The organism is Actinomyces sp. oral taxon 169 (assembly GCF_013394715.1).
GTDB lineage: Bacteria > Actinomycetota > Actinomycetes > Actinomycetales > Actinomycetaceae > Actinomyces.
This window is the reverse complement of sequence record NZ_CP058259.1, coordinates 1,818,944-1,843,161: the sequence shown is the minus strand read 5'-3', so window position 1 is coordinate 1,843,161 and position 24,218 is coordinate 1,818,944. Positions and strand designations below refer to the sequence as shown.

The following is a 24,218-nucleotide window of genomic DNA, read 5'->3' as shown; positions in this document are numbered from 1 at the left end:
TTCGGGAAGGTGAAAACCGGTTGTGACGCGGTATTCCTACAGGTCGTGCCACCTCCACCAGGGTTGGCGTTCACGTGGCGCCCCGTCTTCATCTTGATACTCTCGTAATGTCCACAAGCAGTCGGTGAGACTGTATTGTCTATGAGGTAATTTGATGAGTGACGAGGATTTCAACCCTCCAACGTTGACGCAGCAAGAGGAGCGGGACTCCGGCCCGCAGGAAGGGCGGACAGGGGAGGTCCTCCAAGGCGCGGCGACCGCGACGCCGGCCTTCCAGACCTCCCCGGCAACCGTGAAACGGCGCCAGCGCCACTTGCTCGACCGCCTGAGGAGGTCGGTCTCGCGCCAGCCCCACGACGTCGGTGAGGGAATGGACAAGGTGGTCTTCGGCGTCACCGCGACCGCGACCATCGCCTTCGTGGTGTGGGGCTTCATCTCTCCGCACGGGCTGGGGAGGGTCTCCAAGTGGGCCCTGGGGGGAACGATCAGCAACTTCGGCTGGCTGTTCGTCCTGTCCTCGACCCTGTTCGTCGTCTTCGTCGTCTTCGTGGCGGCCTCCCGGTTCGGCAAGATCCCCCTTGGCGGGGACGGCGAGGAGCCCGAGTACTCCACCGGCTCCTGGGTCTCCATGATGTTCGCCACGGGAATGGGGATCGGACTGATTTTTTACGGGGTCGGTGAGCCGCTCTACTTCTACATTTCGCCCCCGCCGGAAACGGTCGACCCTCAGACCGCCCAGGCCGCCAGTACCGCCCTGGGGACGGCCATGTTCCACTGGACCATCTACCCGTGGGCGATGTACGCCCTGGTGGGGCTCGGGATGGCCTACGGAACCTATCGGCTGGGACGCTCCCAGCTCTTCTCGGCCATGTTCACCTCCCTGTTCGGGCGTCAGGCCATCGACGGGATCGGCGGGCGCATCATCAACATCCTGGCGATCGTCGCCACCCTGTTCGGGTCGGCCTGCTCCCTGGGGCTGGGGGCCCTGCAGATCGGCGGGGGCATGGTGTCGACCAACCTCGTCACCAAGTCCACCCCCGCGATGATGGTCGGCATCATCGCGATCCTGACCGCCTGCTTCGTGGCCTCCGCGATCTCCGGCATTGAGAAGGGCATCCAGTGGCTGTCGAACATCAATATGGTGCTGGCTGTGCTGCTGGCGATCATCGTCTTCATCGGCGGCCCCACCCTGTTCATCCTCAACATCATCCCCTCGGCGATCGGCAACTTCATCGATGAGCTGCCCGCCATGGCCTCGCGCACGGCGGCCGTGGGCAATCAGGACATGGCCCAGTGGCTGTCCTCCTGGACGATCTTCTACTGGGCCTGGTGGATCTCCTGGACGCCCTTCGTGGGAATGTTCATCGCCCGCATCTCGCGCGGCCGCACCATCCGGCAGTTCGTCACCGGGGTCATGCTCGTCCCCTCGGTCGTCTCCCTCATCTGGTTCGCCATCTTCGGTGGCGGCGCCATCGGGCTTCAGGAACGCGCCGAGCGCGCCGGCCAGGCGGCGCACGCCCTCGTCCATCTCAAGGGTGATGGCACACCCGACCTGAACTTCGACACGATCCTGTTCGACCTGCTCAACGCCATGCCCGTGCACAAGGTGGTCCTCATCGTCCTCATGGTGCTGGCAGTCGTCCTGGTGGCGATCTTCTTCGTCACCGGTGCCGACTCGGCCTCCATCGTCATGGGAGGGCTCTCGGAGAACGGTGCGACCGATCCGAGCCGTTTCACGGTCGTCTTCTGGGGTGTGGCCACCGGTGGCGTGGCCTCAGCCATGCTGCTCGCCGGTGGGGATGATCCGCGCGAGGTCCTCACCGGTCTGCGGGACATCACGATCGTCTCGGCGTTGCCCTTCGTCTTCGTCATGCTGCTGCTGTGCGTCTCGCTCTACAAGGATCTCAACAACGACCCCATGCTGCTGCGGCACTCGCTGGCCAACCAGGTCCTGGTCGACTCGGTCACCACCGCGGTTACGACGGCCAACGAGCCGCATGAGGTCGAGACCATCGAGCTGCACACCAGCCTGTCATCGACTACTGACGGCGACGACGCAGCCGGTGAGGGCTGCCAGGACGGCACCGACGAGGCCACGCAGGACGTGAGTGCCGACATCCGCGCCGTCGACGGCGCCGAGGACGTGCCACCGGGATCGGAGCGGAGGTAGGAGGACTAAGTCGGCCGACTGCTCCTGGTGCTGGGGTCCGGGCTCATTGCCCGGGCTCCAGCTGCTCGACGGCGGCGCCCACCTGACCTGCGGGGTGATCGACGACAACGACGTCACCACCGGCTAGGTGGTGCCCGCGACGTGTTTCCACGACACCGTTGACAGTGACGTCTCCGGACTGGATGGCGATGCGCGCCTGTGCGCCATCCTCCACCAGGCCCGCCAGCTTGAGGAACTGGCCGAGCCGGATGCTTCCGGACACTGAGATGAGTGGGTACCGGGATGGGCGCTGAGATGTTGCATACGTCATAGATGAATCCTCGCAGACGCGGCACGAGATGCGCACGTCGGAGCAGGTAGCGCCCCGGCAGAGCGGCTGACGGCGAGGCGAGTGAGAGAAGCCTCTCTCAGAAGTATGCGGATATAACGGATGCCAAACAAAATTTATCACGGTAGGGTAACGGCGTTCTGATCACACTACGGAGACGGAGACACCATGAAGCGTCGAATCGTCGCCCAGATGGCGATACTCGCTCTATCGCTGTCGGCGCCTGTTCTGGCCGTGACTCATGCACCACAAGCCGCCGCCGCCGACGGCAACACCATTCATGTCTCGGCCGAGGGAGGCTCGGACGCGGGAGACGGAACCGCTGCCAAGCCCCTTCAGACCATTGGAGCCGCCCTGAAGAAGGCCGCCGGCGGAGACACCATCGAGCTGGCCAACGGCACCTACCGTGAGGGCGAGCTCGCCGTCGACAAGGGCGTGACCATCAAGGCGGCCGAGGGCGCCAAGCCGGTCCTCACCGGTGCCGAGGTCCCCAAGAGCTGGAACGCCGGCGGTGACGGGAAGTGGTCCACGGGCAAGGACATGGTCCGCTTCTGCACGGTCTGCACCATCAATGCCGACCCCGCCAAGGAGGGGATCGCCGCCCACCCCGAGCAGGTATTCGTGGACGGTAAGCCCCTGACCCAGGTGCTCAGCCGCGCCGAGGTCACCGAGTCCACCTTCTACGTGGAGGACCCCGACCCGGTCACCCTGAAGAACCCCAAAAACAACCAGGCCGGCTACAACGTCAAGCCGCACCGGGGCACCTCCTACGTCATCGGTGTCGACCCCAACCAGCACCAGGTCGAGGTGGTCCAGCACTCCCGCGCCATGTCCTTCAACACCGACAACATCACCCTGTCGGGGCTGACGGTGGAGAAGTACTCCGCGGTGCAGCGCTGGGACTACGAGGATCCCGAGATCGGCACCATCTCCGGTGGTGGAATGGTCGTGGCCGCTCACGGTGCTCCTCGCATTGAGAACTCCACCTTCCGCTACTCCTCGACGGCCGGTGCGCTGCAGGTCATCGACTCGACCAACGCGGTCGTGTCGAACAACCTGTTCGAGAACAACGGCTCCAACGCCTTCGGCATCAACGACTCCAGCGGTGCCAAGGTGGAGAACAACATGTGGAGGAACAACAACACCTCCGGCTTCATCACGAAGGACTGCGGTGCCTACTGCACCCTGGCCGACACCAAGATCACCCACTCCAAGAACATCCGCTTCGCCAACAACACCGTGGACTACTCGGCCACCGGCACGGACATCTCCGACCCTTCGGCCTATGACCAGAACCGGGCCGCGGGAGTCTGGTTCGACGAGGGCGTGATCGACTCCGAGATCGTTGGCAACTACTTCGTCAACGTCCCGGTGGCGATCTTCAACGAGGTCTCCTCCAACAACCTCATCGCCTCCAACATCGTCGCCGGGGCCGGTATCGGTATCCACGTCTCCGGGTCCAACGACACCCGCGTGTGGAACAACACCGTCTCCCACGCGCTCACCAGCCTGTGGATCCAGGAGGACACCCGTTCCGACGGCTGCAACGCCCGCAACGCCCAGGGCGTGTGCACCCAGGTGCAGAAGTGGAGCGCCGAGCACGGACTGAGCTGGGACACCACCAACACCAAGGTGATGAACAACATCTTCTCCTCCGAGCAGACCACCCCCATGCCCGGGGACCCGTGGCGCTACTCCGCCATGGTCCAGGTCCTGGGTGGAGCCAACCAGGACGGCTCCGGCGCGGTCTACGCCAATGAGATGGTCTCCAGCATCGACTACGACGTCTACTACCGCCACGAGAACCCCCAGACCCTGTCGACCACGGTCCTGTGGAACTGGGGCGCCGACCGTAAGAACCAGTCGGTCAACGCCGAGAAGCTCTCAGACTTCACGGCCAGCTCGAGCGTCAAGGCCGAGGGCAAGGAGTCCAACGGTCTGGACCTGCACGGCTCCCCGGAGAACAACCCGTTCTTCGTCAAGGAGTCCGCCAACCCGATGGACAAGACCTCGGACTTCCACCTCAAGGAGGGAAGCCCCGCCTCCGGTAACGGTCACGCCCTGCCCGAGGACATCGCCAAGACCCTCGGCGTCAACGCCAACGTCCCCGTGGACCGCGGTGCGCTGGTCAACGTCGCCTGGGGCGGCGGCGCCGTTCCCGGTGCCGGGGACGCCCCCGCTGACAACGCCAACAACGGTGACAAGGCCGACAACAACGGCGACAAGGCTGCCAACAACAACGGCGGTAACGCCAACAACGGTGACAAGGCCGACAACAACGGCGACAAGGCTGCCAACAACAACGGCGGCAACGGCGGCAAGGCCAACAACGGCGGCAAGGCCGACAACAACGGCTCGACCGTCACCGACGGGGCCGCCGGTACCGACGGCAAGGACGCGCAGGGCGCCAGCCCCTCCGACTCCAAGGCGGGGGCCGGCCAGAAGAACTCCGGAATCGCCAAGCCCGGCGGCAACGCTCAGGGCGGTCAGGGCCAGGCCGCTGCGGCTGCGGCGGCTACCGGCGATAGCCGTCTTCCGCTCACCGGTGCCAGCATGACCGGCATCGTCCTGGCGGTGGCCGCCATCGCCCTGGGCGGCGGATTCATCCTGGTGCGCCGTCGCATGGCCGGCTGATCGTTGCCGGCCTCGGGGTGAGGCGCAGAGCGGACGAGCTTGTGAAGAGCCCGGACAACCCGGATCATCACACCGTGAATGAGTCGCTCGCCATCACCGTCGGTGACTACTTCCCCGTGGGGGACAGGATGCGCCGACTCACCCCGAGGCTGGCTGAGGCCACCAACGCAGCACGCTCCGTCCTGATAGAGGTCGCACAGCACCGTGAGGTCATCACCTACGGCGAGCTCAGCGACTCGATCGGACGGAGCGTGCTGCCGCGTCATATGGGGCCATTGCTCTCCATGATCGCCCATGACTGCGCTGCTCGAGGCGAACCGAGCCTGGCCTCCCTGGTGGTCTCGGCGGCCACCGGAGAGGTCGGCACCGGGGACTCGAGCTGGGCCCCGCCGCAGCGGCTCGCCTGCTGGGCACGATGGGGTGAGAAGCGGGCCAACGACTGAGCGGATCGGTTCTCGCTATGTGGGACGGCGGCGGGGCTGGGAAACAGTCGTGGTTTGATACGCTCGACCATCCAGAGCGGCCGAGAGACCTGGTTCCATGACGCCGCAGCAACCCGGTACGCGGGTGCTTCAGCCAGGATCGATGGAGACGACGTGCACGACAACGAGCCCACCGGGCCCACCGCCGCGGCCGGGAGTCGCGGTGAGGCATTGAGCAGCGCCGAGACCGGAACCGCTCGGCGACTGCCCACTGTCAGCCTGGAGCTGTTCCCCCCTCGACCGGGTAAGGCCGCCTCGGCCACCTGGGGTCGCATTGACAGGCTCCTGGCCACCGGGCCCGACTTCGTCTCGGTGACCTACCGGCCGACCTTCGTCACCGACCCAGCCGGCGGGGTCACTGGCGGCGGGCGCCGGGGGAGCGAGCACGAGCCGGAGGCGGGCCGGTACGAGGCCGCGCCCCGCGTGCGCGCGGTCCAGGAGCAGACCAACCCCTCCGAGTGCGTGCTCGCCCACGTGCTGGACTCCAGCACCATCCCCCTCATGGCTCACCTGACCTGTATCGGCTACCGCAAACAGGAGGCCGTCGACATCGTCACTCGCTTCCTGCGCATGGGAGTACGGCGCTTCCTCGCCCTGCGTGGCGACCCGCCGGCCGGTACCCGAGCCGAGGACGTCGCCGGGGAGCTGCGCCACGCCGACGACCTCGTCCGGGTCATCCGGGAGGTCGAGGCCGACTTCTTCGGTGACGGCAGGCGCCACGTCACGATCGCCGTGGCCGCATACCCGGCCACCAACGACCACATCGAGGCCATTGAGGTCCTGGCCGCCAAGCAGGCCGCCGGGGCCGACATGGCGATCACCCAGGTGTTCTACGACGCGGCCGACTACGTGGCGCTGACCAACGCGGCCTCCTACGCGGGCGTGAGCATCCCGATCCTTCCCGGCGTGATCCCACTGACCGACCTGCGTCGCCTCACCCGCCTCGAGGCGCTCACCGGGGTGCGCGTGCCCACCGGCCTGCGATCCTCGCTGGGATCGGCCAGCGGCGCCACCCTCGTGGAACGCGGCATCGGCGCGACGCTCGACCTGGCCACCGCGCTGCTGCGCGCCGGTGCCCCCGGTCTGCACCTGTACACCTTCAACCGCACCCGTCCGGCCCTCGACGTCATCAGCCACCTGCGTCTGGGCGGCATCCTGGCCGGAGCCGCGCCCGATCGGGAGGTGCGCGACACCGTCGATCGCGGATATCTCCAGGCCACGCCCGGCCGAGGCCCTTCTTTCCTGCGCCGTGGCTCTGCCCGCGCAGCAGTGTCTTCCCACCACCCCGTTCAGCCCCTCATCACCATCACCAAGGAGAATGCATGAGCGCCACCCCTGAGTCGGTCGCCCCCGCCTCGCCGGCTGAGATCGCCGTGACCGAGTCGCAGGTCCCCTCCGTCCCCCTGCCGGGGGCCACCATCCTGGGATACCCCCGCATCGGAAGGGACCGTGAGCTCAAACGCGCCGTGGAGTCCTTCTGGAAGGGGAACCTGAGCGTCGAGGAGCTCAAGCACGCCGCTGCCGAGCTGCGCGGGGCGACCCGCTCACGCCTGACGGATCTGGGGCTGACTCAGCCTGCCTCGGTGCCGGCGGACTTCACCCTCTACGACCAGGTTCTTCAGGTAACCGCCACCCTGGGCGCCGCGCCCGCCCGTTTCCGCGACCTGCTGAACGCCGACGGCGCCCTCGATGTCGAGGGCTACTTCACCCTGGCCCGTGGTGAGGGCGCCCGCCCCGCCATGGAGATGACCAAGTGGCTGGACTCCAACTACCACTACCTGGTCCCCGAGATCGACGCCTCCACCCCCATCGACTATGTCGACACCGCCATCGCCGACCAGGTCCGCGAGGCCAAGGCCGCTGGGACCGAGGTCCGCCCCGTCGTCGTGGGACCGGTGAGCTACCTGCTCATGGCCAAGCCCTCCGACGAGGCGGCTGAGGACTTCCACCCCCTGGACCGCCTCAGCGACGTCCTGCACGCCTACGGCCACCTCCTCATGGACCTGCAAGAGGCCGGCGCCACCTGGGTCCAGCTCGACGAGCCCGCCCTGGTCTCCGACTCCTGGAACGTGGAGCGCCAGCGCGTCCTCGACGCCGTGCGTGACGCCTACACCTGGCTGGGCGCCATCGTGGAGCGCCCCCAGATCCTGGTGGCCGGAACCTACGGCTCCCTGGGCGACGCCCTGCCCGTGCTCGCTCAGACCCCGATCGAGGCCGTGGGCCTGGACCTCGTGGCCGGCGCGCTGCCCGAGGCCGGCGACCTGGCCGCCCTGGAGGGCAAGACCGTCGTCGCCGGCGTCGTCTCTGGCCGCAACATCTGGCGCACCGACCTGAATCGGGCCATGGACGTGCTCGAGCAGCTGCGTCAGCGCCTTCCCGAGGGCACCCCCATCACCGTGGCGACCTCCACCTCTCTGCAGCACGTGCCCCACGACGTCGAGCGCGAGACCGCCATCGACCCGGAGATCCGCTCCTGGCTGGCCTTCGCCGACCAGAAGGTCGGGGAGGTCATCACCCTGGCCAAGGGCCTGGAGCAGGGGCGGGACGCCATCGCCGCAGAGCTGTCCCAGGACGCCGACCTGCACAAGCAGCGCGCCGCCCACCCCGGCGTGCACCGCGACGAGGTCCGCGCCGCCGTCTCCGCCGTCACGGATGCCGACCGCAACCGCGCCCCCTACGGTGAGCGCAAGGCGGCCCAGGACGAGCGCCTCGGCCTGCCCGAGCTTCCTACCACCACCATCGGCTCCTTCCCGCAGACCGCCGAGATCCGTAAGGCCCGCGCCGCCTGGCGCAAGGGCGAGATCGACGACGCCGCCTACGACGCCGCCATGCGCGCCGAGATCGCCAGCGTCGTCGCCCTTCAGGAGCGCCTCGGCCTGGACGTCCTGGTCCACGGCGAGGCCGAGCGCAACGACATGGTCCAGTACTTCGCCGAGCTGCTCGACGGCTTCGTGACCACCGAGCACGGCTGGGTCCAGTCCTACGGCTCGCGCTGCACCCGTCCCTCCATCCTGTGGGGTGATGTCGCCCGTCCCGAGCCCATGACGGTGACCTGGTCGGCCTACGCCCAGTCCCTGACCGACAAGCCCCTCAAGGGCATGCTCACCGGCCCGGTGACGATCATGGCCTGGTCCTTCGTGCGCGACGACATCCCGCGCGCCCAGGTCGCCGACCAGCTGGGCCTGGCCCTGCGCGCGGAGGTGGCGGACCTCGAGGCCGCCGGCATCGGCGTCATCCAGGTCGACGAGCCCGCCATCCGCGAGACCCTGCCGCTGCGGCGCGCCGACCGCCCCGCTTACCTGGAGTGGTCCGTCGGCTCCTTCCGCCTGGCCACCGGAGGGGCGGCTCCTGCCACCCAGATCCACACCCACCTGTGCTACTCGGAGTTCGACGTCGTCATTGACGCGGTCGACCACCTCGACGCCGACGTGACCTCCATCGAGGCCTCCCGCTCGCGCATGGACATCCTGCCCGCGGTGGCCGAGCACGGCTTCGAGCGCCAGCTCGGCCCGGGCGTGTGGGACATCCACTCCCCGCGCGTGCCCAGCCAGGCCGAGTGCACCGAGCTGCTCCAGAGGGCCGTCGACGCCCTGGGTGCCGAGAAGGTCTGGGTCAACCCCGACTGTGGTCTCAAGACCCGTGGCTACGCTGAGACCGAGGCGAGCCTGACCAGCCTGGTCGGTGCCGCGCGCGCCGTGCGCGAGGCCTGATGAGCCTCTGACTCAGCTGCAGGCGCCTGAGGCGGCCCGGGAGACAACGTGCTCTCCCGGGCCGCCTTGTGCATGGCCGGTAGGCTTACGGGCATGCTCACCCGCACCGATCTGCGCAGTACCCGACTCTCCGCACGCCAGCTGGCACAGGCCCTGCCCCGGGCCACCCTTGACGTCACCGCCGCCCAGGCCGCCGTGGCTCCACTGATCGAGGACGTCCGCCGTCGGGGAGCGGCCGCACTGCGTGACGCCGCCGAGCGATTCGACGGCGTGCGACCCGTTCACCTGCGTGTGCCCGCCGCTGCCATCACCCAGGCGCTTAACGACCTGGATCCCTCGGTGCGCGAGGCCCTCGAGCTGTCCATCGCCCACAACCGGGCCGGGCACACCGCCCAGGTGCCCGCTGAGCGCACCACGGAGGTGGTCCCCGGAGGCACCGTCACCCAGCGCTGGATCCCCGTGGAGCGGGTGGGGCTCTACGTTCCCGGAGGGCTGGCGGTCTACCCCTCCAGCGTGGTGATGAACGCGGTGGCCGCCCAGGTCGCCGGCGTCGAGCAGATCGCCCTGGCCAGCCCGCCTCAGGCCGAGTTCGCGGGTCTGCCCCACCCCACGATCCTGGCGGCGTGCGCGCTGCTGGGGATCACCGAGGTCTACGCCGTCGGCGGCGCCCAGGCCATCGCGATGCTCGCCTACGGCGCCGACGCCCAGGACGACATCGACCGCGTGGACGCCGGGGGAGAGGTCCTGTGCCGGGGCGTGGACGTCATCACGGGTCCTGGCAACGTCTACGTGGCCGCCGCCAAGCGAGCCGTCATGGGGACGGTCGGTATCGATGCCGAGGCGGGGCCCACCGAGATCGCCGTCCTGGCCGACGCCGGGGCCGACCCCGAGTACGTGGCCGCCGACCTACTCTCCCAGGCGGAGCACGATCCCAATGCCGGCAGCGTCCTCATCACCGACTCCCCGCAGCTGGCAGACGCCGTCGATGCGGCGCTCGAGCGCAGACTGAGCACAACCCGGCACCGGGAGCGGGCATCGACCGCATTGAGGGGTCCGCAGTCGGGAACCGTCCTCGTACGCGACCTCGCCCAGGCCATCGAGGTCGCCAACGCCTACGCGGCCGAGCACCTGGAGATCCACACCTCCGACGCCCCCGGGGTCGCGCGTCGGATCCGCAACGCCGGAGCCATCTTCGTCGGCCCCTACAGCCCGGTGCCCCTGGGGGACTACCTGGCCGGCTCCAACCACGTCCTGCCCACCGGTGGGACCGCCCGGTTCGCGGCCGGGCTGAGCGTGATGGCCTTCCTCAAACCGGTCCAGCTCATCGAGTACAGCGCGAGCGCCCTGGAGTCCATGACGCCGGCGCTGTGGGTCCTGGCGAGCTGTGAGGATCTGCCCGCCCACGGGGAGGCGGCCCGTGCTCGAAGGCAGTGAAAAAGCCTGCTGAGCAGGCCGATTGAGACCATCCTGTGACCTTCTGGTGACCGTCCCCTGCTGCGTCAGGGGACGGCGCCGGAGCGAGGCTCGGATTTGTTGGCCGTTCAACTGGCGGAATCCTGCCGTTTCCTGCTCTTGTGAGCCACCTCCAAGTGGGCGCTTATTGCATGGTCGAATAACACAGTGTTGCAATGCGTTATTCTATTGTTATATTTGGTGGTGACGCACGGTGCGCCGTGCCCGACGGGCTGAGTTCCCACATCCCGTCATCCCCGGGCGCGCCGCACCGAGGCGTTGGTTGCCGACCGGGCCTGCTCGCGCATGCGGTGATGACGGTCGGCGCCGGCCCTACCCCTTGGATCCAGATGGATGGCCTCATGCACTACTCCCCATTCGCCGCCGGAACCGGACTGTTCGTCGTGTGGTACGTCGCCCCGGCAGGTTCCCCTCCCGCTCTCGTCGCTCGTTTCCTCATTGACTGCGCCGGCCTGGTGTTCGTCGCCATCCTGGCCTTCTTCCTGCTGACCAACCTCTATGGCGCGGCCCGCTCCCTGAGCCCGTACTCCAGGCGCACCGTCGGGCGTCACGCGCAGCAGCGCAGCGGCCTGATGAGTCTGCGGGCGTGATGAGGATCCAGACCCCGTTCCTGCCCATGAGCTTCGATTCCTCGAGCCTCCTGGGAGTCCTCGACCGCATCGGTTGGTGGGGTGCCCTGGGGATGATCGCAGTCGCCCTGGGCTACACCTTCTTCATGCTCATCGCCTCGCGCGGGGCCCCACGGCACGGCGGTCCCTCGCATCCGGATGCGCCGCTGCTCGTCGTCATCCTCATGCCCTGCCTCAACGAGGCGGCGGTCATCGGCGCCAGCGTCCGGCGGCTCACCTCGATCCCGGACCCCGGTCTGCGCATCATGGTCATCGACGACGGCTCCGACGACGACACCGCCCAGGTGGCCGCCCAGGCCGGTGACGAGCGTGTCGAGGTGGTTCGCCGTCGTCCTCCCCACGCCCGCCTGGGCAAGGGGGAGGCCCTCAACGACGCGCTGTCGATCGTGCGCTCCCGGTGCACCAGGGTGTCCTCCTCACGAGTCGTCGTGGGAGTCATGGACGCCGACGGCAGGCTCGACCCCCACGCCATCGGGGAGGTGCGCAAGGCCTTCGCCCCGCAGGAGGTCGGTGCTGTTCAGATGGGGGTGCGCATCAACAACCGCTTCGGCTCCCTGCTCGCCCGCATGCAGGACATGGAGTTCGTCATCTTCACTGAGGTCTTCCAGCGAGGCCGGCGCCGGGTCCGCAGCGTCGGCATGGGGGGCAACGCCCAGTTCGTCCGCCTCAGCGCACTCGACGCCCTGGGGCCCCGGCCCTGGACCCGGTCGCTGACCGAGGACTTCGACCTGGGGATCCGACTCAACGCCACCAGCTGGACCAACGAGTTCTGGCCCGCGGCCTCGGTTCACCAGCAGGGCGTGACCAACATGCGCCGCCTCCTGCGTCAGCGCACCCGCTGGTTCCAGGGAAACCTCCAGGCGCTGCACCTGCTGCGCTCCGTGGCCCGCGAGCAGCGCGGTCTGGGGCGGGCCGACACGCTCTGGCAGATCCTCACGCCCTACCTGCTCCTGACCGGCTCCCTGCTGGCCCTGTCCTTCCTCATCACCATGGTGACCGCCGGTGTGGCCGCGGTCCTGACGTGGGAGCAGTCATGGGCCTGGCTCGTGGGGGCCTATGTCATTGCTTTCGGGCCAGCGCTCATCTACGCCTGGATCTACTGGCGCATCGAGCGCAGTGAGGGCCTGAGCCTGTTCAAGTCCGTGGGCTACGCACACCTGTTCGTCCTTTACGGCCTCCTTCCCAGCCTCTACGGCTGGCGAGCAGTCGCCCGGGAGCTGACCGGACGCACCGGGTGGGCCAAGACCGCGCGGGAGGCGGAACCGGGTCAAGGAGCGCAGGGCGCGCCCAGTGGGCCGGTGACCGTCTCCAACGGATCGGCAGTCATGGGCTCGCCGGTACCGAGCAAGCAGCGCCCACCCAGCGGGCCGGAGAGGGTGCAGCCCCTCGCGGCCCCCCAGGCCGCAGCCCCGGGCAGTACCGTCCCGGCCGCCCCGACCGTGCCGGCCCGCCCTGTGCTGAACCCCACCGCCGTGATCGTGCGCCGCCCCCGTCCGACATCCAGCAGCCTGACCAATGAGGAGATGAGATGACAGTTGCCAACGCACCTCAGCACGCCGGAGCCGTCGACGACTCCCGTCGCGGCAGAATCCTGCGTCGCGCCCTCCTGACGGTCTGCGTCCTGGCACTGGTTCTAGGAGTCACCGTGTACTGCCACGCCCGAGAGACCGAGGCACCGGACTGCTCCCAGTGGGAGATCATTTTCGACGGTTACGGCGAGGCCTCGTGCTCCGAGGGCCTGCTGCGCCTCAAACCGACGTCGGCCGACTCCCATGACACGACCCACGCCGGTCTGGCCACTTCCACCTCGGTCGAGATCGAGGCGGGAGGCGTCCAGACCATCCACACCACGATGACCACTGTCAGGCAGCTGCGAGAGGACGGCGAGCCCAATGCCTGGGAGGTCGCCTGGCTCCTGTGGAACTACACCGACAACAACCACTTCTACGCCCTGGCCCTCAAGCCCAACGGCTGGGAAGTCTCCAAGCAGGACACCGCCTACCCGGGGTACCAGCGATTCCTGTCATCGGGCAACACGCCCGTCTACCCACCCGGGAAGAGCCACGACGTCACCGTCACCATTGATACGACCAAGCCCTCGGAGGCGACCTTCACCATCACCGTGGACGGGCAGGAGCTCGGAACCGTCACCGACAAGCAGTCCCCCTACCGCTCCGGCAAGGTGGCGGCCTACTGCGAGGACTCCGACGTCACTTTCACCCCGATCACCGAGGACAAGTAGGTCCTACCCGCCATGACGGCGCCGGACTCGACCACCACTGAGGCCCAGCTCGTCCCACTCCCGACACACGACCAGGAGAACCCCATGACCACCGACTCCACGCCAACGGGCGGCCCCCTGAGGGTCATGCTCGTCTACGGCACCCGCCCGGAGGCGATCAAGCTCGCCCCCCTGGTGGCTGCCATGCGCGACGACGAGCGTTTCAATCCGATCGTCGTCGTCACCGGACAGCACCGCGAGATGCTCGACCAGGTGCACGAGTTCTTCGGAATCGTTCCCGACGACGACCTCGACATCCACTCGCCGGGGCAGACCCTCACCCAGATCACCAACCGCTGCCTGCAGGGGGTGGGGCAGGCCATCGAGGCCCACCGACCCGACGCCGTCGTCGTCCAGGGGGACACCACCTCCGCCTTCGCCGCCGCGCTGGCCGCCTTCTACCACGAGGTCCCAGTCCTCCACGTCGAGGCCGGCCTGCGCACCGGGGACATCTCCTCACCCTTCCCCGAGGAGGCCAACCGGCGGCTCATCAGCCAGGTGACCGCCCTGCACCTGTGCCCCACCACCACCAGCCGGGACAACCTGCTGCGCGAGAACACCGACCCGCAGACCGTCAGCGTCACGGGAAACACGGTCATCGACGCGCTCCTGGTCGCCGTCGACCGCCGGGTCCCGCCACCGGACGAGGAGCTGGCCGCAGCACTGAAGGACGCCTCCCGGCGAGTCGTGCTCGTCACCGCCCACCGCCGCGAGTCCTGGGGTGAGCCGATGCGGGCCATCGGCCGCGCCGTCGCGCGCCTGGCCGACAAGCACCCCGAGGTGCTCTTCGTGCTGCCGGTCCACCGCAACCCCAAGGTTCGCGAGGACCTCCTGCCCCAGATCGAGGGCCACGCCAACGTCATCTGGTGCGACCCGCTGGAGTACGGCGCCTTCTGCGCACTCATCGACCGCTGCGACGTCGTGCTCACCGACTCCGGCGGCGTCCAGGAGGAGGCGCCCGCGCTGTCCAAGCCCGTCCTGGTCATGCGGGACAACACCGAGCGTCCCGAGGCCGTTGCCTTCGGGGTCGCCGAGCTGGTCGGGACCGACGAGGAACGCATCGTCGAGAGGGTCTCCACCCTGCTGACCGACGAGGCGGCCTACACGGCCATGGCCCAGGCCGCCAACCCCTACGGCGACGGACACGCGTGCAAACGCATCCTGGCCGCCACCGCAGCCCTGTTCGGCCGCGGTGTCCCCCTTCCCGAGTTTGAACCGGTTCCCACCTCATCGAAGGAGCGTTCATGATCCCCCCGACCCTTGTGACCGCACGACGCCGCCGCTGCGCACTGGCCGCCATCGCGGTGTGCCTGGGCAGCTCCATCGCCGCAGTGGGCCCCGCTCAGGCCGCACCCGCTGACGGCGCGCAAGTGCCGGCCGCGGTCCAGGCCGCCGCGGCCAAGCCCGCCGGCGGGGCCCAGGCCAATGACGCCGACCCGGCCAAGAACCCGCTTCCGGCTCCGCCCGAGCCGGCGGCCGCAGCCAAGAAGGAGCTCCCCCTTAAGGGCGACAAGCAGGTCGACGTGGATCTCAACAAGCCCGCGCCCGCCGCAGGACAGGTTCAGATCCGCGACCTGAAGCAGAACGCGCCCGAGGTTCCTGCCGGTGCGGTGAGCTTCTCCAACCAGGAGGCGGGGCCGGCATCGACCCTGGTCCTGTTCGACACCACCGGTGACTACGCCAAGCTGGGGGAGTACTACGCCCTGAGCATGGGCACCCTGGCCAGCCACTCCGGGACCGTGACGACCCTCCCGGTCAAGGACTACGTCGCAGGCCTGGCCGGTCGTTTCACCAACGTGGTCTACATCGGCTCCACCTACGACGAGCCCCTGCCGCGGGCCTTCATCGATGACGCCCTGACCGGCAACATCCCCGTCATGTGGTCCGGCTTCAACATCTGGCAGCTGGCCAAGACCGACGCCGACCGCGCCGCCTTCACCCAGCGCTACGGCTGGGACGCGGCCACCTCCTACATCGACTCCACCGACCGGGTCACCGCGATCAGCTACAACGGCGCCTCCCTGAAGCGCAATGAGCTCAACTCCGGTGGGATCATCGCTCCGCACATCGTCCGGGACAAGGACGTCAAGGTCCTGGGGCGCGCCGAGTGCTCCAAGCCCGACGGCGCGGCCACCGCCTGCGCCTCCGTCGCCCAGTCCGGCACCACCTCCTTCCCGTGGGCGGTCAGCTCCTCGGGAATGACCTTCATCGGTGAGATCCCCCTGACCTACCTGGGGGAGCAGGACCGCTACATCGCAGCCGCTGACATCCTCCTGGACTTCCTCCAGCCCGGTGCCCAGCAGTTCCGTCAGGCCGCTGTGCGCCTGGAGGACGTGACCCCGGACAGCGACCCCGAGGAGCTGCAGGCGATCGTCGACTACCTCCACAGCCAGAACGTGCCCTTCCAGATGGCGGTGGTGCCCAAGTACATCGACCCCAAGGGGACGGAGAACAACGGGACGCCCAAGGAGCTCACCCTGAAGGACGCCCCGGAGCTGGTGGAGGTCCTGCAGGACGCGGTGAACAAGGGCGGAACGATCGTTCAGCACGGCACCACCCACCAGTTCGGGACCCTGGACAACCCATACAACGCCGTCTCCGCCGACGACTTCGAGTTCATCCGCTCGTGGTGCTCGGCCACCAATGACACCAAGGCCCCAGCCATCGACTGCGAGGACAAGTCCTTCGTGCAGATCGGCGGCACCCTGCCGGGTACCTCCCAGGAATGGGCTTCCGAGCGAGTGGACCAGGGGCGCCAGATCTTCGGCGAGGTCGGCCTGCCGACTCCGGAGATCTTCGAGACCCCGCACTACTCGGCCACCCGTGAGGCCTACTACGGCATCGGCGAGCACTACCCGGTGCGCTACGAGCGCGAGCTCCTCTACGCCGGCACCCTGACCGACACCCAGGCCGGTCCCCACGACTACTACGGGCAGTTCTTCCCCTACGCGGTCAACGACCCCTACGGGACCCACGTCCTGCCCGAGAACCTGGGCAACTTCGAGCCCAACGAGATCAACCAGCACCCGCCGCGCCTGGCTCAGGAGGTCATCGACGCGGCCAAGCTCAACCTGGTCAACACTCACGCCACCGCCAGCTTCTTCTTCCACCCCTACTACCCGCTGGCCGAGCTGAAGAAGATCGTCGCCGGTATCAAGGCCGAGGGGTACACCTTCGTGCCGGCCTCGGAGCTGAGATGACCGCAGCGCAGGCTGTGAGACTCAGCCGTCTCCGAATCGCGGAGAAGGGACCGTTCGGTCGAAATCGCTTTCAGAAGACTGGGATACTGCTTTCATGACAATCGAGACCAACCGCAGAAGGGCACTGGCGCTCCTGGGCACCGGGATTCTGGGAGCGTCAGTGTCCTCCTGCGGGCACGCGAACGTGACTCCGACGGCCATGGGGGACGGGGCGACCACTCATGTGAGCCTTCACGTCAGTGATGCTCAGGGCAGTGCCCTCAACCTCGAGGCGCTGCGACGCATTCAGTCCAACGGCAAGGGCGAGGTCGGCTATGACGACGCGCTGCTGGACGCCAAGACCCTGGAGGTCATCGCCGTCGGTCCCCTCTACCAGGATGAGGGCGGTGCCATCGGCATCGATGTTCCTGCCGGACGTGAGTGCACACTGACCCTGTCGTGGCCGACCAGCCACGGGTACTCGGCACTCATGGCGGATCTGCCGGCCTCCGGGGAGCACGATCTCCTGGAGCTGGCGGCCCGGACCCTCCACGGGAGGCAGGCCGAGCGTCTCGCGCAGGCCACCGCGAAGGGCTTCAAGGGCGCTGACGAGGCGGAAAAGCTGCGGGCCTCCGCCCAGCAGTCCCTGGATGCCTGTGCCAAGGCCCAGTCCTGGACGGAGCGGGGCCGCCTGGCGAACTCCGCCCTGGAGTCGGCCGCCGGGGCCCAGCTCTCCCTGGACCGGGCGCTGTCCGCTCAGGCGCCGCAGGACGCCGTGATCGGGGTGACCTTCACCCGGGTGCCGACCTCCGCCGAGATCGCCGCCGCGCTGGCCCCCAGCGGACCGGGAGGCGGCAAGCGCAAGGTCTCGGCCCGTCTCGTCATCGGCGACCCCAATGACGCCGAGGAAATGACCGGTTGGCGCAACACGGTGGAGGCCCTGCACGCGCAGGGCGGCCAGGCCCTGGTCCAGATCTGCGACTCCCACGATCTGGCCGCCCTGACCGACTCCGCCTGGGACACGCGGGTCGACACCCTCATCAAGGCGCTTCCCAACGTCGACGCCTGGGAGATCGGCAACGAGATCGGTGGGGACTGGCTGGGCACCGGGCCGGTGGCCAAGGCCCAGCGAGCGGCCAAGGCCGTGCGTGAGCGCACCAGCGCCACGACGGTGCTCACCCTCTACTACCAGCTCGGGCAGGCGGATCCGACCTACTCCCTGTTCAGCTATGCAGTCAGGGAGCTCCCCGCATCGATCAGGGAGCTGATCGACGTCGTGGGACTGTCCGTCTACCCTCAGCTCCATCCGCTGGGAACAGCCGCCGACCGGGTTCTCAGCACCCTGGAGGCCGCCTTCTCCTCCTCCCGGATCGCCGTGACTGAGCTCGGGTACGGGGGAGCGGACCTCGACGCCGGTCCTTGGTGGTTCGGCTCGGCCTCCGACCCCGTGGCGGCCCGTACCGCCGTCGCCGAGCACGTCACCGGCGCGGCACTGGGGCGCTCCGACGCCTGGGGAGCCCCCTTCTGGTGGTACTACCTCGAGGATCAGGTCGGAACCCCGGGAGGCCAGGTGGCTCCCGCGCTGGCCGCCGTCTCCACGGGTTTCTAGGACGCCGGTGCCGGTGGGCGATACCTGCTCAGGCTGTGCCCACCGGTACCTACCTCTGCGCCAGTACGAAGGGGTGGACCGCCGCCGCTCCCGCCTCGCGCAGGAGGAAGGCGGCTGTCGTCAGCGTCCAGCCGGAGTCGCTCCAGTCGTCCACGAGGACCACGGTGCGCTCGCGCAGCTCGTCAAGGGCCTGGGCCGACCAGCCCTGGAGCGTCAGGCTGCGGGCCACCTGCGCCAGGCGAAACGCAGAGCCCACATCGTGCTGCGGTGGTTCCTGACCGGACAGACCCACGACGCCCAAGGCCCGTGCGCCCAGCCGTGCGGCCGCGGCGTGCCCCAGCTGGCGGACCATGCGGGGGCGGGTGCGGGAGTCCACGACGACGACGGCCAGTTCTCTGCCCGGCCCGTCAGAGCCGGCGGCCTTCTGCTCGTCGCGGATGATCTCAGCAAGCCGGTCCACCACCTCGAGCACCTGTGGCCTGAGCGCCGCCGGGACCTCGCCGTCGGAGGCGCAGGCCACCAGCTCGCGCAGCACTGCTGAGGTCCCCAACCCATCCAGCCTGCCCACCGCCAGCCCGGTCGCCGCCTGACGGTCGGCCCCGATGCGACCCTTGAAACGGCCCAGGCCCAGCCGATCCATCCCGGTGGGCCACTGGCGGCGTGCCCGCAGCTCGACTCCCACCCGCCCGAGCGCAGCTCGGGCGGCACCGACCTGCTCCCGGTCAGGGGCGTCAGGCAGGTCCAGGCCTCCGCACAGGTCGCAGGCTCCGCAGCGCCATCCCGGCTCAAGCAAGGGATCATCGAGCTCCGACCTCAGAAAGGACATCCGGCATGACATGGTTGTCCGCCCAGAGCCGGAACCGGTCCCGAGGCGCTCATAGGCGACCATCGCCTCCTGCTCGGCCCGGCGCGCTGCCTCCACTCGCGCATAGCGCTGGGCGTCATAGGACCAGGGGCGGCCAGTGGACTCCCAGCCGCCACGAACCCGGCGCACGGCGCCGTCGACGTCGAGGACCTTGAGCATGGACTCCAGCCGACTGCGCCGCAACGAGGTCGCCGTCTCCAGCGCCGCCGTCGAGATCGCCCCGCCACCCGCAGCCCTGCGCTCCTCCAGGGTGTCCAGGACGATGCGAACCTGCTCTTCGGGCGGGAAGCCCTGCGAGCCGAACCACTCCCAGATGGCCCGGTCCTCCTGCCCGGGCAGCAGGACCACCTCGGCCCGCTCCACTCCGCGGCCGGCGCGCCCCACCTGCTGGTAGTAGCTCACCGGCGAGGAAGGAGCCCCCAGGTGCACCACGAAGGCCAGATCCGGCTTGTCGAAGCCCATGCCCAGAGCGGAGGTGGCCACCAGCGCCCTGACCCGGTTGGCCTTGAGATCCTCCTCCAGGCGCTCGCGCTCGGCGGCGTCGGTCTGCCCCGTGTAGGCGGCCACCTCCGCGCCCGCCGCACGCAGGTGCTCGGCAACCTCCTGCGCCGCCGAGACCGTCAGGCAGTAGATGATGCCGCTGCCGTGAGCGCAGCGGATATAGGCGGTCAGCCAGGCCAGGCGTGAGGCGGCATCCGGCAGCATCCTGACCCCCAGGTGGAGCGAGCCGCGCTCCAGGGTCCCTCGCAGCACCAGGACCTGCTCGCCGCCCGCCCCACCCGACTCCAGGGATGCCCCCAGCTGCTCGGCGACGTCGGCACTGACCCGGCGGTTCGCGGTCGCCGTCGTGGCCAGGACCGGGGTGCGCGGCGGCAGTCCCGCCAGCAGGGTGGCGATGCGCCGGTAGTCAGGGCGGAAGTCGTGGCCCCAGTCCGAGATGCAGTGGGCCTCGTCGATGACCACCAGTGCGGCGCTCGCAGCCAGGTGGGGGAGGAGCTCATCGCGGAAGACCGGGTTGTTGAGGCGCTCCGGGGAGACCAGCAGGACATCGACCTCACCAGCGGCCACCTGAGCCTGAATCTCCTCCCACTGGGTGACATTGGCCGAGTTCATGGTCACGGCCCGGATCCCGGCGCGCTCGGCGGCGGCCACTTGGTCGCGCATGAGGGCCAGCAGCGGCGAGACGATGACGCTCGCCCCGGTACCGGTGCGCGCACCGGGGGATGGCAGTGGGGTGCCCGGGCTCCAGCCTCCCCAGCCCTCTCGCAGCAGGACCGTCGCCACGAAGTACACCGCCGACTTCCCCCACCCGGTGCGCTGGACCACCAGGGCTCGGCGGCGTGCGATGACCAGTGCCTCGATCGCCCGCCACTGGTCCTCACGCAGGCGCGCGTCGCTGCGGCCCACGAGCTCGCGCAGGACGGCCTCGGCCCGCTCACGCACGGGCGAGTCGAGTCGATCGGGGCGCACGGAACGCTCAGCGTCCTTGGGATCCTGGGGGCCTGTGATCGTCACGGAACCACGGTAGCGTGGACGATCAAGGTGGCACTGCCTTAGATAGTCTTGGCCCATGGACCTCCTCATCATCGCCGTGCTGGGCACTTTGGCCATCGCGGCGGCCTCTCAGCTCAGCGACCGTATCGGGGTCGCCCCAGCGCTGATCCTTCTGGCGGGCGGCACTGCAGTGGGCTTCCTGCCCTTCATCCCGGCGATCGAGCTGGACCCCCAGGTGGTCCTGGAGGGGATCCTCCCCCCGCTGCTGTTCTCCACCGCGGTGAGCATCTCCACCATCAACTTCCGCCGCGAGCTCGCCCCGGTGGCGGTGCTGGCCATCCTGCTGGTGCCCCTGTCCGCTGCGGTCATCGGCGCGGTCCTCACCCTCCTGGTTCCGGGGCTCTCCCTGGCCTGGGCCATCGCCATGGGGGCGATCCTCAGCCCCACCGACGCCGTGGCCATCTCCATCGCCCGCCGGCTGGGAGTCTCCCAACGCATCATCACCGTCCTGGAGGGGGAGGGACTGCTCAACGACGCCACCGCACTGGTGGTCCTGTCCTCCGCCGTCTCCGCGGCCACCTCCGGCGGAGTGAGTGTCGGAGGCGTCCTGGGCGGTTTCGCCCTGGCGGTCCTCGTGGCCCTGGGGGTGGGGTGGCTCGTAGGCGAGGCGAGCCTGCGGGTGCGCTCCCACATCACCGACCCCACCGTGGACACGGTGGTGTCCTTCACCGTCCCCTTCCTCGCGGCGATCCCGGCCGAGCACATGCACGGCTCGGGTCTCGTGGCAGCCGTCGTCGCCGGGCTCATCACCGGCCACCGCGGTCCCCGGATGCTGCCGCCCGCCCACCGGGTGGCCTCACGCACCAACTGGCACACCGTCGAGCTCACCCTGGAAGGACTCATCTTCCTGGTCATGGGGCTGGAGTTCTTCGGCGTCGTGGAGAAGGTCGGCGCCTCAGCCCTCGGTATTGTCCGGGCCATCGCGGTCGCTGTCGTTGCCGGGGCGCTGACCGTCGTCATCCGGGCGCTCGTGGTAGCACCCATGCTCAAGGTCCTCAGCCACCGGACCGCGCGCTGGGCTATCCACTGGCAGGAGAACGAGGAGGCCATCCACCAGTTCCAGAACCGCTGCTCGGCCATCGTGCGCGGAGAGTCCGAGATGCCTCCGGTCCCCTGGGACCGTCGCCCCTTCGCACAGGTCCAGCGCAAGCTCCGCCAGTCGACCAACCACGAGAGCATCGCTCGGCGCGCACGCAGCCTCTCCAGCCGGGTCAGACGCCGGGGCGCCGACCTGGACTACTTCGCAGCCGAGCCCCTGGGCAGACGCGAAGGCGCCGTCATCGTCTGGGCGGGCATGCGCGGAGCTATCACCCTGGCAGCCGCCCAGACCCTGCCGGTCACAGCGCCCCACTACTCCTTCCTCCTCCTGGTGGCCATGCTCGTGGCCGCAGGCTCACTGACGATCCAAGGACTCACGCTGCCCGCCCTGGTCCGAGTCGCCAGACCCGCCATGGCCGGGCCCGCCGACGAGGAGGAGAAGGCCGCCGTCATCTCGCTGCTGGTCAACGCCGCCCGTGACGTCGCCTCCGTCGACACACACGGCGCCTCCCAGCAAGCCGCCCCCACAGTGCTCACCGGTGCCGCAGACCCCGACGCCCCGGACGCTCAGGAGATGACGAGCGCTCCCGGCCTGGACAAGGTCTCACAGAGCTCCCCCGACCCAGAGAACAACGAGAGCCTCAGCCCCACCACTGAGCAGCACGGCCTCGTACGCAGGCAGGGCAATGACGTCGTCGTCTCGCCGGCAGCCGTTGCCAAGGCCTGGGCCGACCCCACCTGGCGCCACGACGAGCTCGCCCCCATGCGAGAACGCGCCCTGGACATGATCCGAGCCCAGCGCGAGGCCCTTCTCGACGCCGGCGACGAGGGCCTCTACTCGGCCGACTCCCTGGAGCACGCCCTGAACCGCCTCGACTACCAGGAGATCATGCTCACCAGCGATCCGCACTGACATCGCCCCCAGCAGGACACTGCAACCACCGCCCTCGGCGCCGCAGAACCACCGGATGAGCGACCCACCCGCTGGGGCGGACCGAGCCGTAGACTCCAGGCGTGAACGCGAACCTGCCCCTGAGACCGGACCTGGAGGGCGAGGCCCCCTACGGGGCCCCCGAGATCGACGTCCCCGTGCGACTCAACGTCAACGAGAACCCCTACCCGCCCTCGGCCGCGGTCATCGAGTCGATCGCCACCGCCGTGGCGCAGGCCGCCCAGGGACTCAACCGCTACCCGGAACGGGACTTCCCCCGGCTGCGGGCCGCGCTCGCGGACTATCTCGAGGCCGAGTCCGGCGTGCACCTGACCCCTGAGCAGATCTGGGCGGCCAACGGCTCCAATGAGGTCATGCTCCACGTGCTCCAGGCCTTCGGCGGCCCCGGGCGTACCTGCCTGACCTTCACCCCCACGTACTCGATGTACCCCGAGTACGCCCGCGACACGCTGACCGACTACGCCACCCGACCGCGCCGCAAGGACTTCACCCTCGATACGGACGCCGCAGTGGCCGCGATCAAGGAGCTGCGGCCGGCCGTCGTCATCCTGGCCAGCCCCAACAACCCGACCGGAACCGCCCTGCCGCTGGAGGACATCAGACGGATCCTTGAGGCGGCCCGCGGCCACGGCCCCGTGCTCGGAGCCGAGATCGGCTCGCCCGCCCGGGCCAGCGACTGCGTCGTCGTCATCGATGAGGCCTACGCCGAGTTCCGCCGCCCGGGCGTGCCCAGCGCCCTGGAGCTGGTGGGACCGGACAACCCGCACCTGGCCGTCACCCGCACCATGTCCAAGGCCTTCGGAGCGGCCGGGCTGCGCCTGGGCTACCTGGCCGCCGACCGCGCCCTGGTAGACGCCCTGCGCGTGGTGCGCCTGCCCTACCACCTCTCCGCCGTCACCCAGGCCGCCGCCCTGGCCGCCCTGTCCCACCGTGACGAGCTCATGGCTCAGGTGGCCTCCCTGCGCGATGAGCGCGATGCCTTCGTGGACTGGCTGCGCAGCCAGGGCCTGAGCGCGCACGAATCGGACGCCAACTTCGTCCTGTTCGGCCCCTTCCCCGACCGCGAGGCCGTCTGGCAGGCCCTGCTCGACGCCGGGGTCCTCATCCGCGTCGTCGGCCCCGAGGGTTTCCTGCGGGCCAGCATCGGCACGCCGGAGGAGATGGCACGCCTGCGCGCCGCCCTGACCTCAGCCATCGGCAGGTGAGAGGGACGCCGGCAGCGATCGGCGCCTGGGACCGGTAGGGTTGCTATCGATTGAGATACCTATCAACCACTGTGCTGAAAAAGCACGACACCCGATGCTGAGGAAGCAC

Annotated in this window: 16 protein-coding genes and 1 riboswitch; of the genes, 14 read left to right on the top strand and 2 right to left on the bottom strand. The window is 69.0% G+C overall.

Annotation, left to right across the window (positions count from 1 at the left end):
- The first annotated feature begins 154 nt into the window (after nucleotides 1-154).
- The gene (locus tag HW274_RS07920) at nucleotides 155-2,170 is read left to right on the top strand and encodes a BCCT family transporter (RefSeq protein WP_185988531.1); all 2,016 of its coding nucleotides are present in this window, start codon (nucleotides 155-157) and stop codon (nucleotides 2,168-2,170) included.
- A gap of 43 nt (nucleotides 2,171-2,213) precedes the next feature.
- Here the strand turns inward: HW274_RS07920 and HW274_RS07915 are convergent, their stop codons facing one another.
- A complete protein-coding gene (locus HW274_RS07915) occupies nucleotides 2,214-2,480 on the bottom strand; it encodes an RNA-binding S4 domain-containing protein (protein WP_075253354.1) in 267 nt (88 codons plus the stop codon).
- A gap of 186 nt (nucleotides 2,481-2,666) precedes the next feature.
- Here HW274_RS07915 and HW274_RS07910 point away from each other — a divergent pair, with 186 nt between their 5' ends.
- The 11 genes from HW274_RS07910 to HW274_RS07860 all read left to right on the top strand — a co-directional run bounded on the left by HW274_RS07910 (nucleotide 2,667) and on the right by HW274_RS07860 (nucleotide 18,495).
- Nucleotides 2,667-5,132 (top strand): right-handed parallel beta-helix repeat-containing protein, encoded by a 2,466-nt coding sequence (locus HW274_RS07910; protein ID WP_075253355.1) that lies wholly within the window; start codon nucleotides 2,667-2,669, stop codon nucleotides 5,130-5,132.
- Nucleotides 5,133-5,206: 74 nt separating this feature from the next.
- On the top strand, nucleotides 5,207-5,575 hold the full coding sequence (locus HW274_RS07905) for a hypothetical protein (protein ID WP_144020773.1): 369 nt from the start codon (nucleotides 5,207-5,209) through the stop codon (nucleotides 5,573-5,575).
- Nucleotides 5,576-5,639: 64 nt separating this feature from the next.
- Nucleotides 5,640-5,724: riboswitch (SAM riboswitch) on the top strand.
- Nucleotides 5,725-5,728: 4 nt separating this feature from the next.
- Nucleotides 5,729-6,940: a methylenetetrahydrofolate reductase gene (locus tag HW274_RS07900; RefSeq protein WP_185988530.1), complete on the top strand. Its 1,212-nt coding sequence runs from the start codon at nucleotides 5,729-5,731 to the stop codon at nucleotides 6,938-6,940.
- A complete protein-coding gene (metE, locus tag HW274_RS07895; RefSeq protein ID WP_081376149.1) occupies nucleotides 6,937-9,324 on the top strand; it encodes a 5-methyltetrahydropteroyltriglutamate--homocysteine S-methyltransferase in 2,388 nt (795 codons plus the stop codon). The genes HW274_RS07900 and metE overlap by 4 nt, the downstream gene beginning before the upstream one ends.
- Nucleotides 9,325-9,417: 93 nt before the next feature.
- Nucleotides 9,418-10,758, top strand: a complete 1,341-nt coding sequence (hisD, locus tag HW274_RS07890) for a histidinol dehydrogenase (protein ID WP_075253358.1) — start codon at nucleotides 9,418-9,420, stop codon at nucleotides 10,756-10,758.
- 380 nt (nucleotides 10,759-11,138) lie between these two features.
- Nucleotides 11,139-11,387 carry a hypothetical protein gene (locus HW274_RS07885; RefSeq protein ID WP_256692392.1) on the top strand — a complete coding sequence of 83 codons (249 nt, stop codon included), beginning with the start codon at nucleotides 11,139-11,141 and terminating at the stop codon, nucleotides 11,385-11,387.
- Entirely contained in the window at nucleotides 11,387-12,958 is a 1,572-nt protein-coding gene (locus HW274_RS07880) for a glycosyltransferase family 2 protein (RefSeq protein ID WP_185988529.1), read from the top strand. Before HW274_RS07885 ends, HW274_RS07880 begins: the two co-directional genes overlap by 1 nt.
- Complete coding sequence (locus HW274_RS07875; protein WP_081376150.1) at nucleotides 12,955-13,668, top strand: hypothetical protein; 714 nt, start codon at nucleotides 12,955-12,957, stop codon at nucleotides 13,666-13,668. The genes HW274_RS07880 and HW274_RS07875 overlap by 4 nt, the downstream gene beginning before the upstream one ends.
- 84 nt (nucleotides 13,669-13,752) lie before the next feature.
- Complete coding sequence (gene wecB, locus HW274_RS07870; protein WP_075253412.1) at nucleotides 13,753-14,955, top strand: non-hydrolyzing UDP-N-acetylglucosamine 2-epimerase; 1,203 nt, start codon at nucleotides 13,753-13,755, stop codon at nucleotides 14,953-14,955.
- Nucleotides 14,952-16,907, top strand: coding sequence for a DUF2334 domain-containing protein (locus tag HW274_RS07865; protein ID WP_185988528.1), 1,956 nt, complete (start codon nucleotides 14,952-14,954; stop codon nucleotides 16,905-16,907). Before wecB ends, HW274_RS07865 begins: the two co-directional genes overlap by 4 nt.
- A gap of 94 nt (nucleotides 16,908-17,001) precedes the next feature.
- Entirely contained in the window at nucleotides 17,002-18,495 is a 1,494-nt protein-coding gene (locus HW274_RS07860; RefSeq protein WP_185988527.1) for a Tat pathway signal sequence, read from the top strand.
- Between the two features lie 49 nt (nucleotides 18,496-18,544).
- On the opposite strand, the gene HW274_RS07855 is transcribed toward HW274_RS07860, so the two are convergent.
- The gene (locus HW274_RS07855) at nucleotides 18,545-20,875 is read right to left on the bottom strand and encodes an ATP-dependent DNA helicase RecQ (RefSeq protein WP_075253363.1); all 2,331 of its coding nucleotides are present in this window, start codon (nucleotides 20,873-20,875) and stop codon (nucleotides 18,545-18,547) included.
- A 55-nt stretch (nucleotides 20,876-20,930) separates the two neighbouring features.
- Between HW274_RS07855 and HW274_RS07850 the strand changes: the two genes are divergently transcribed.
- Both HW274_RS07850 and HW274_RS07845 read left to right on the top strand, forming a co-directional pair.
- Nucleotides 20,931-22,865 (top strand): sodium:proton antiporter, encoded by a 1,935-nt coding sequence (locus HW274_RS07850; RefSeq protein ID WP_075253364.1) that lies wholly within the window; start codon nucleotides 20,931-20,933, stop codon nucleotides 22,863-22,865.
- A gap of 101 nt (nucleotides 22,866-22,966) precedes the next feature.
- Nucleotides 22,967-24,109: a histidinol-phosphate transaminase gene (locus HW274_RS07845; protein WP_075253365.1), complete on the top strand. Its 1,143-nt coding sequence runs from the start codon at nucleotides 22,967-22,969 to the stop codon at nucleotides 24,107-24,109.
- Nucleotides 24,110-24,218 lie beyond the last annotated feature (109 nt).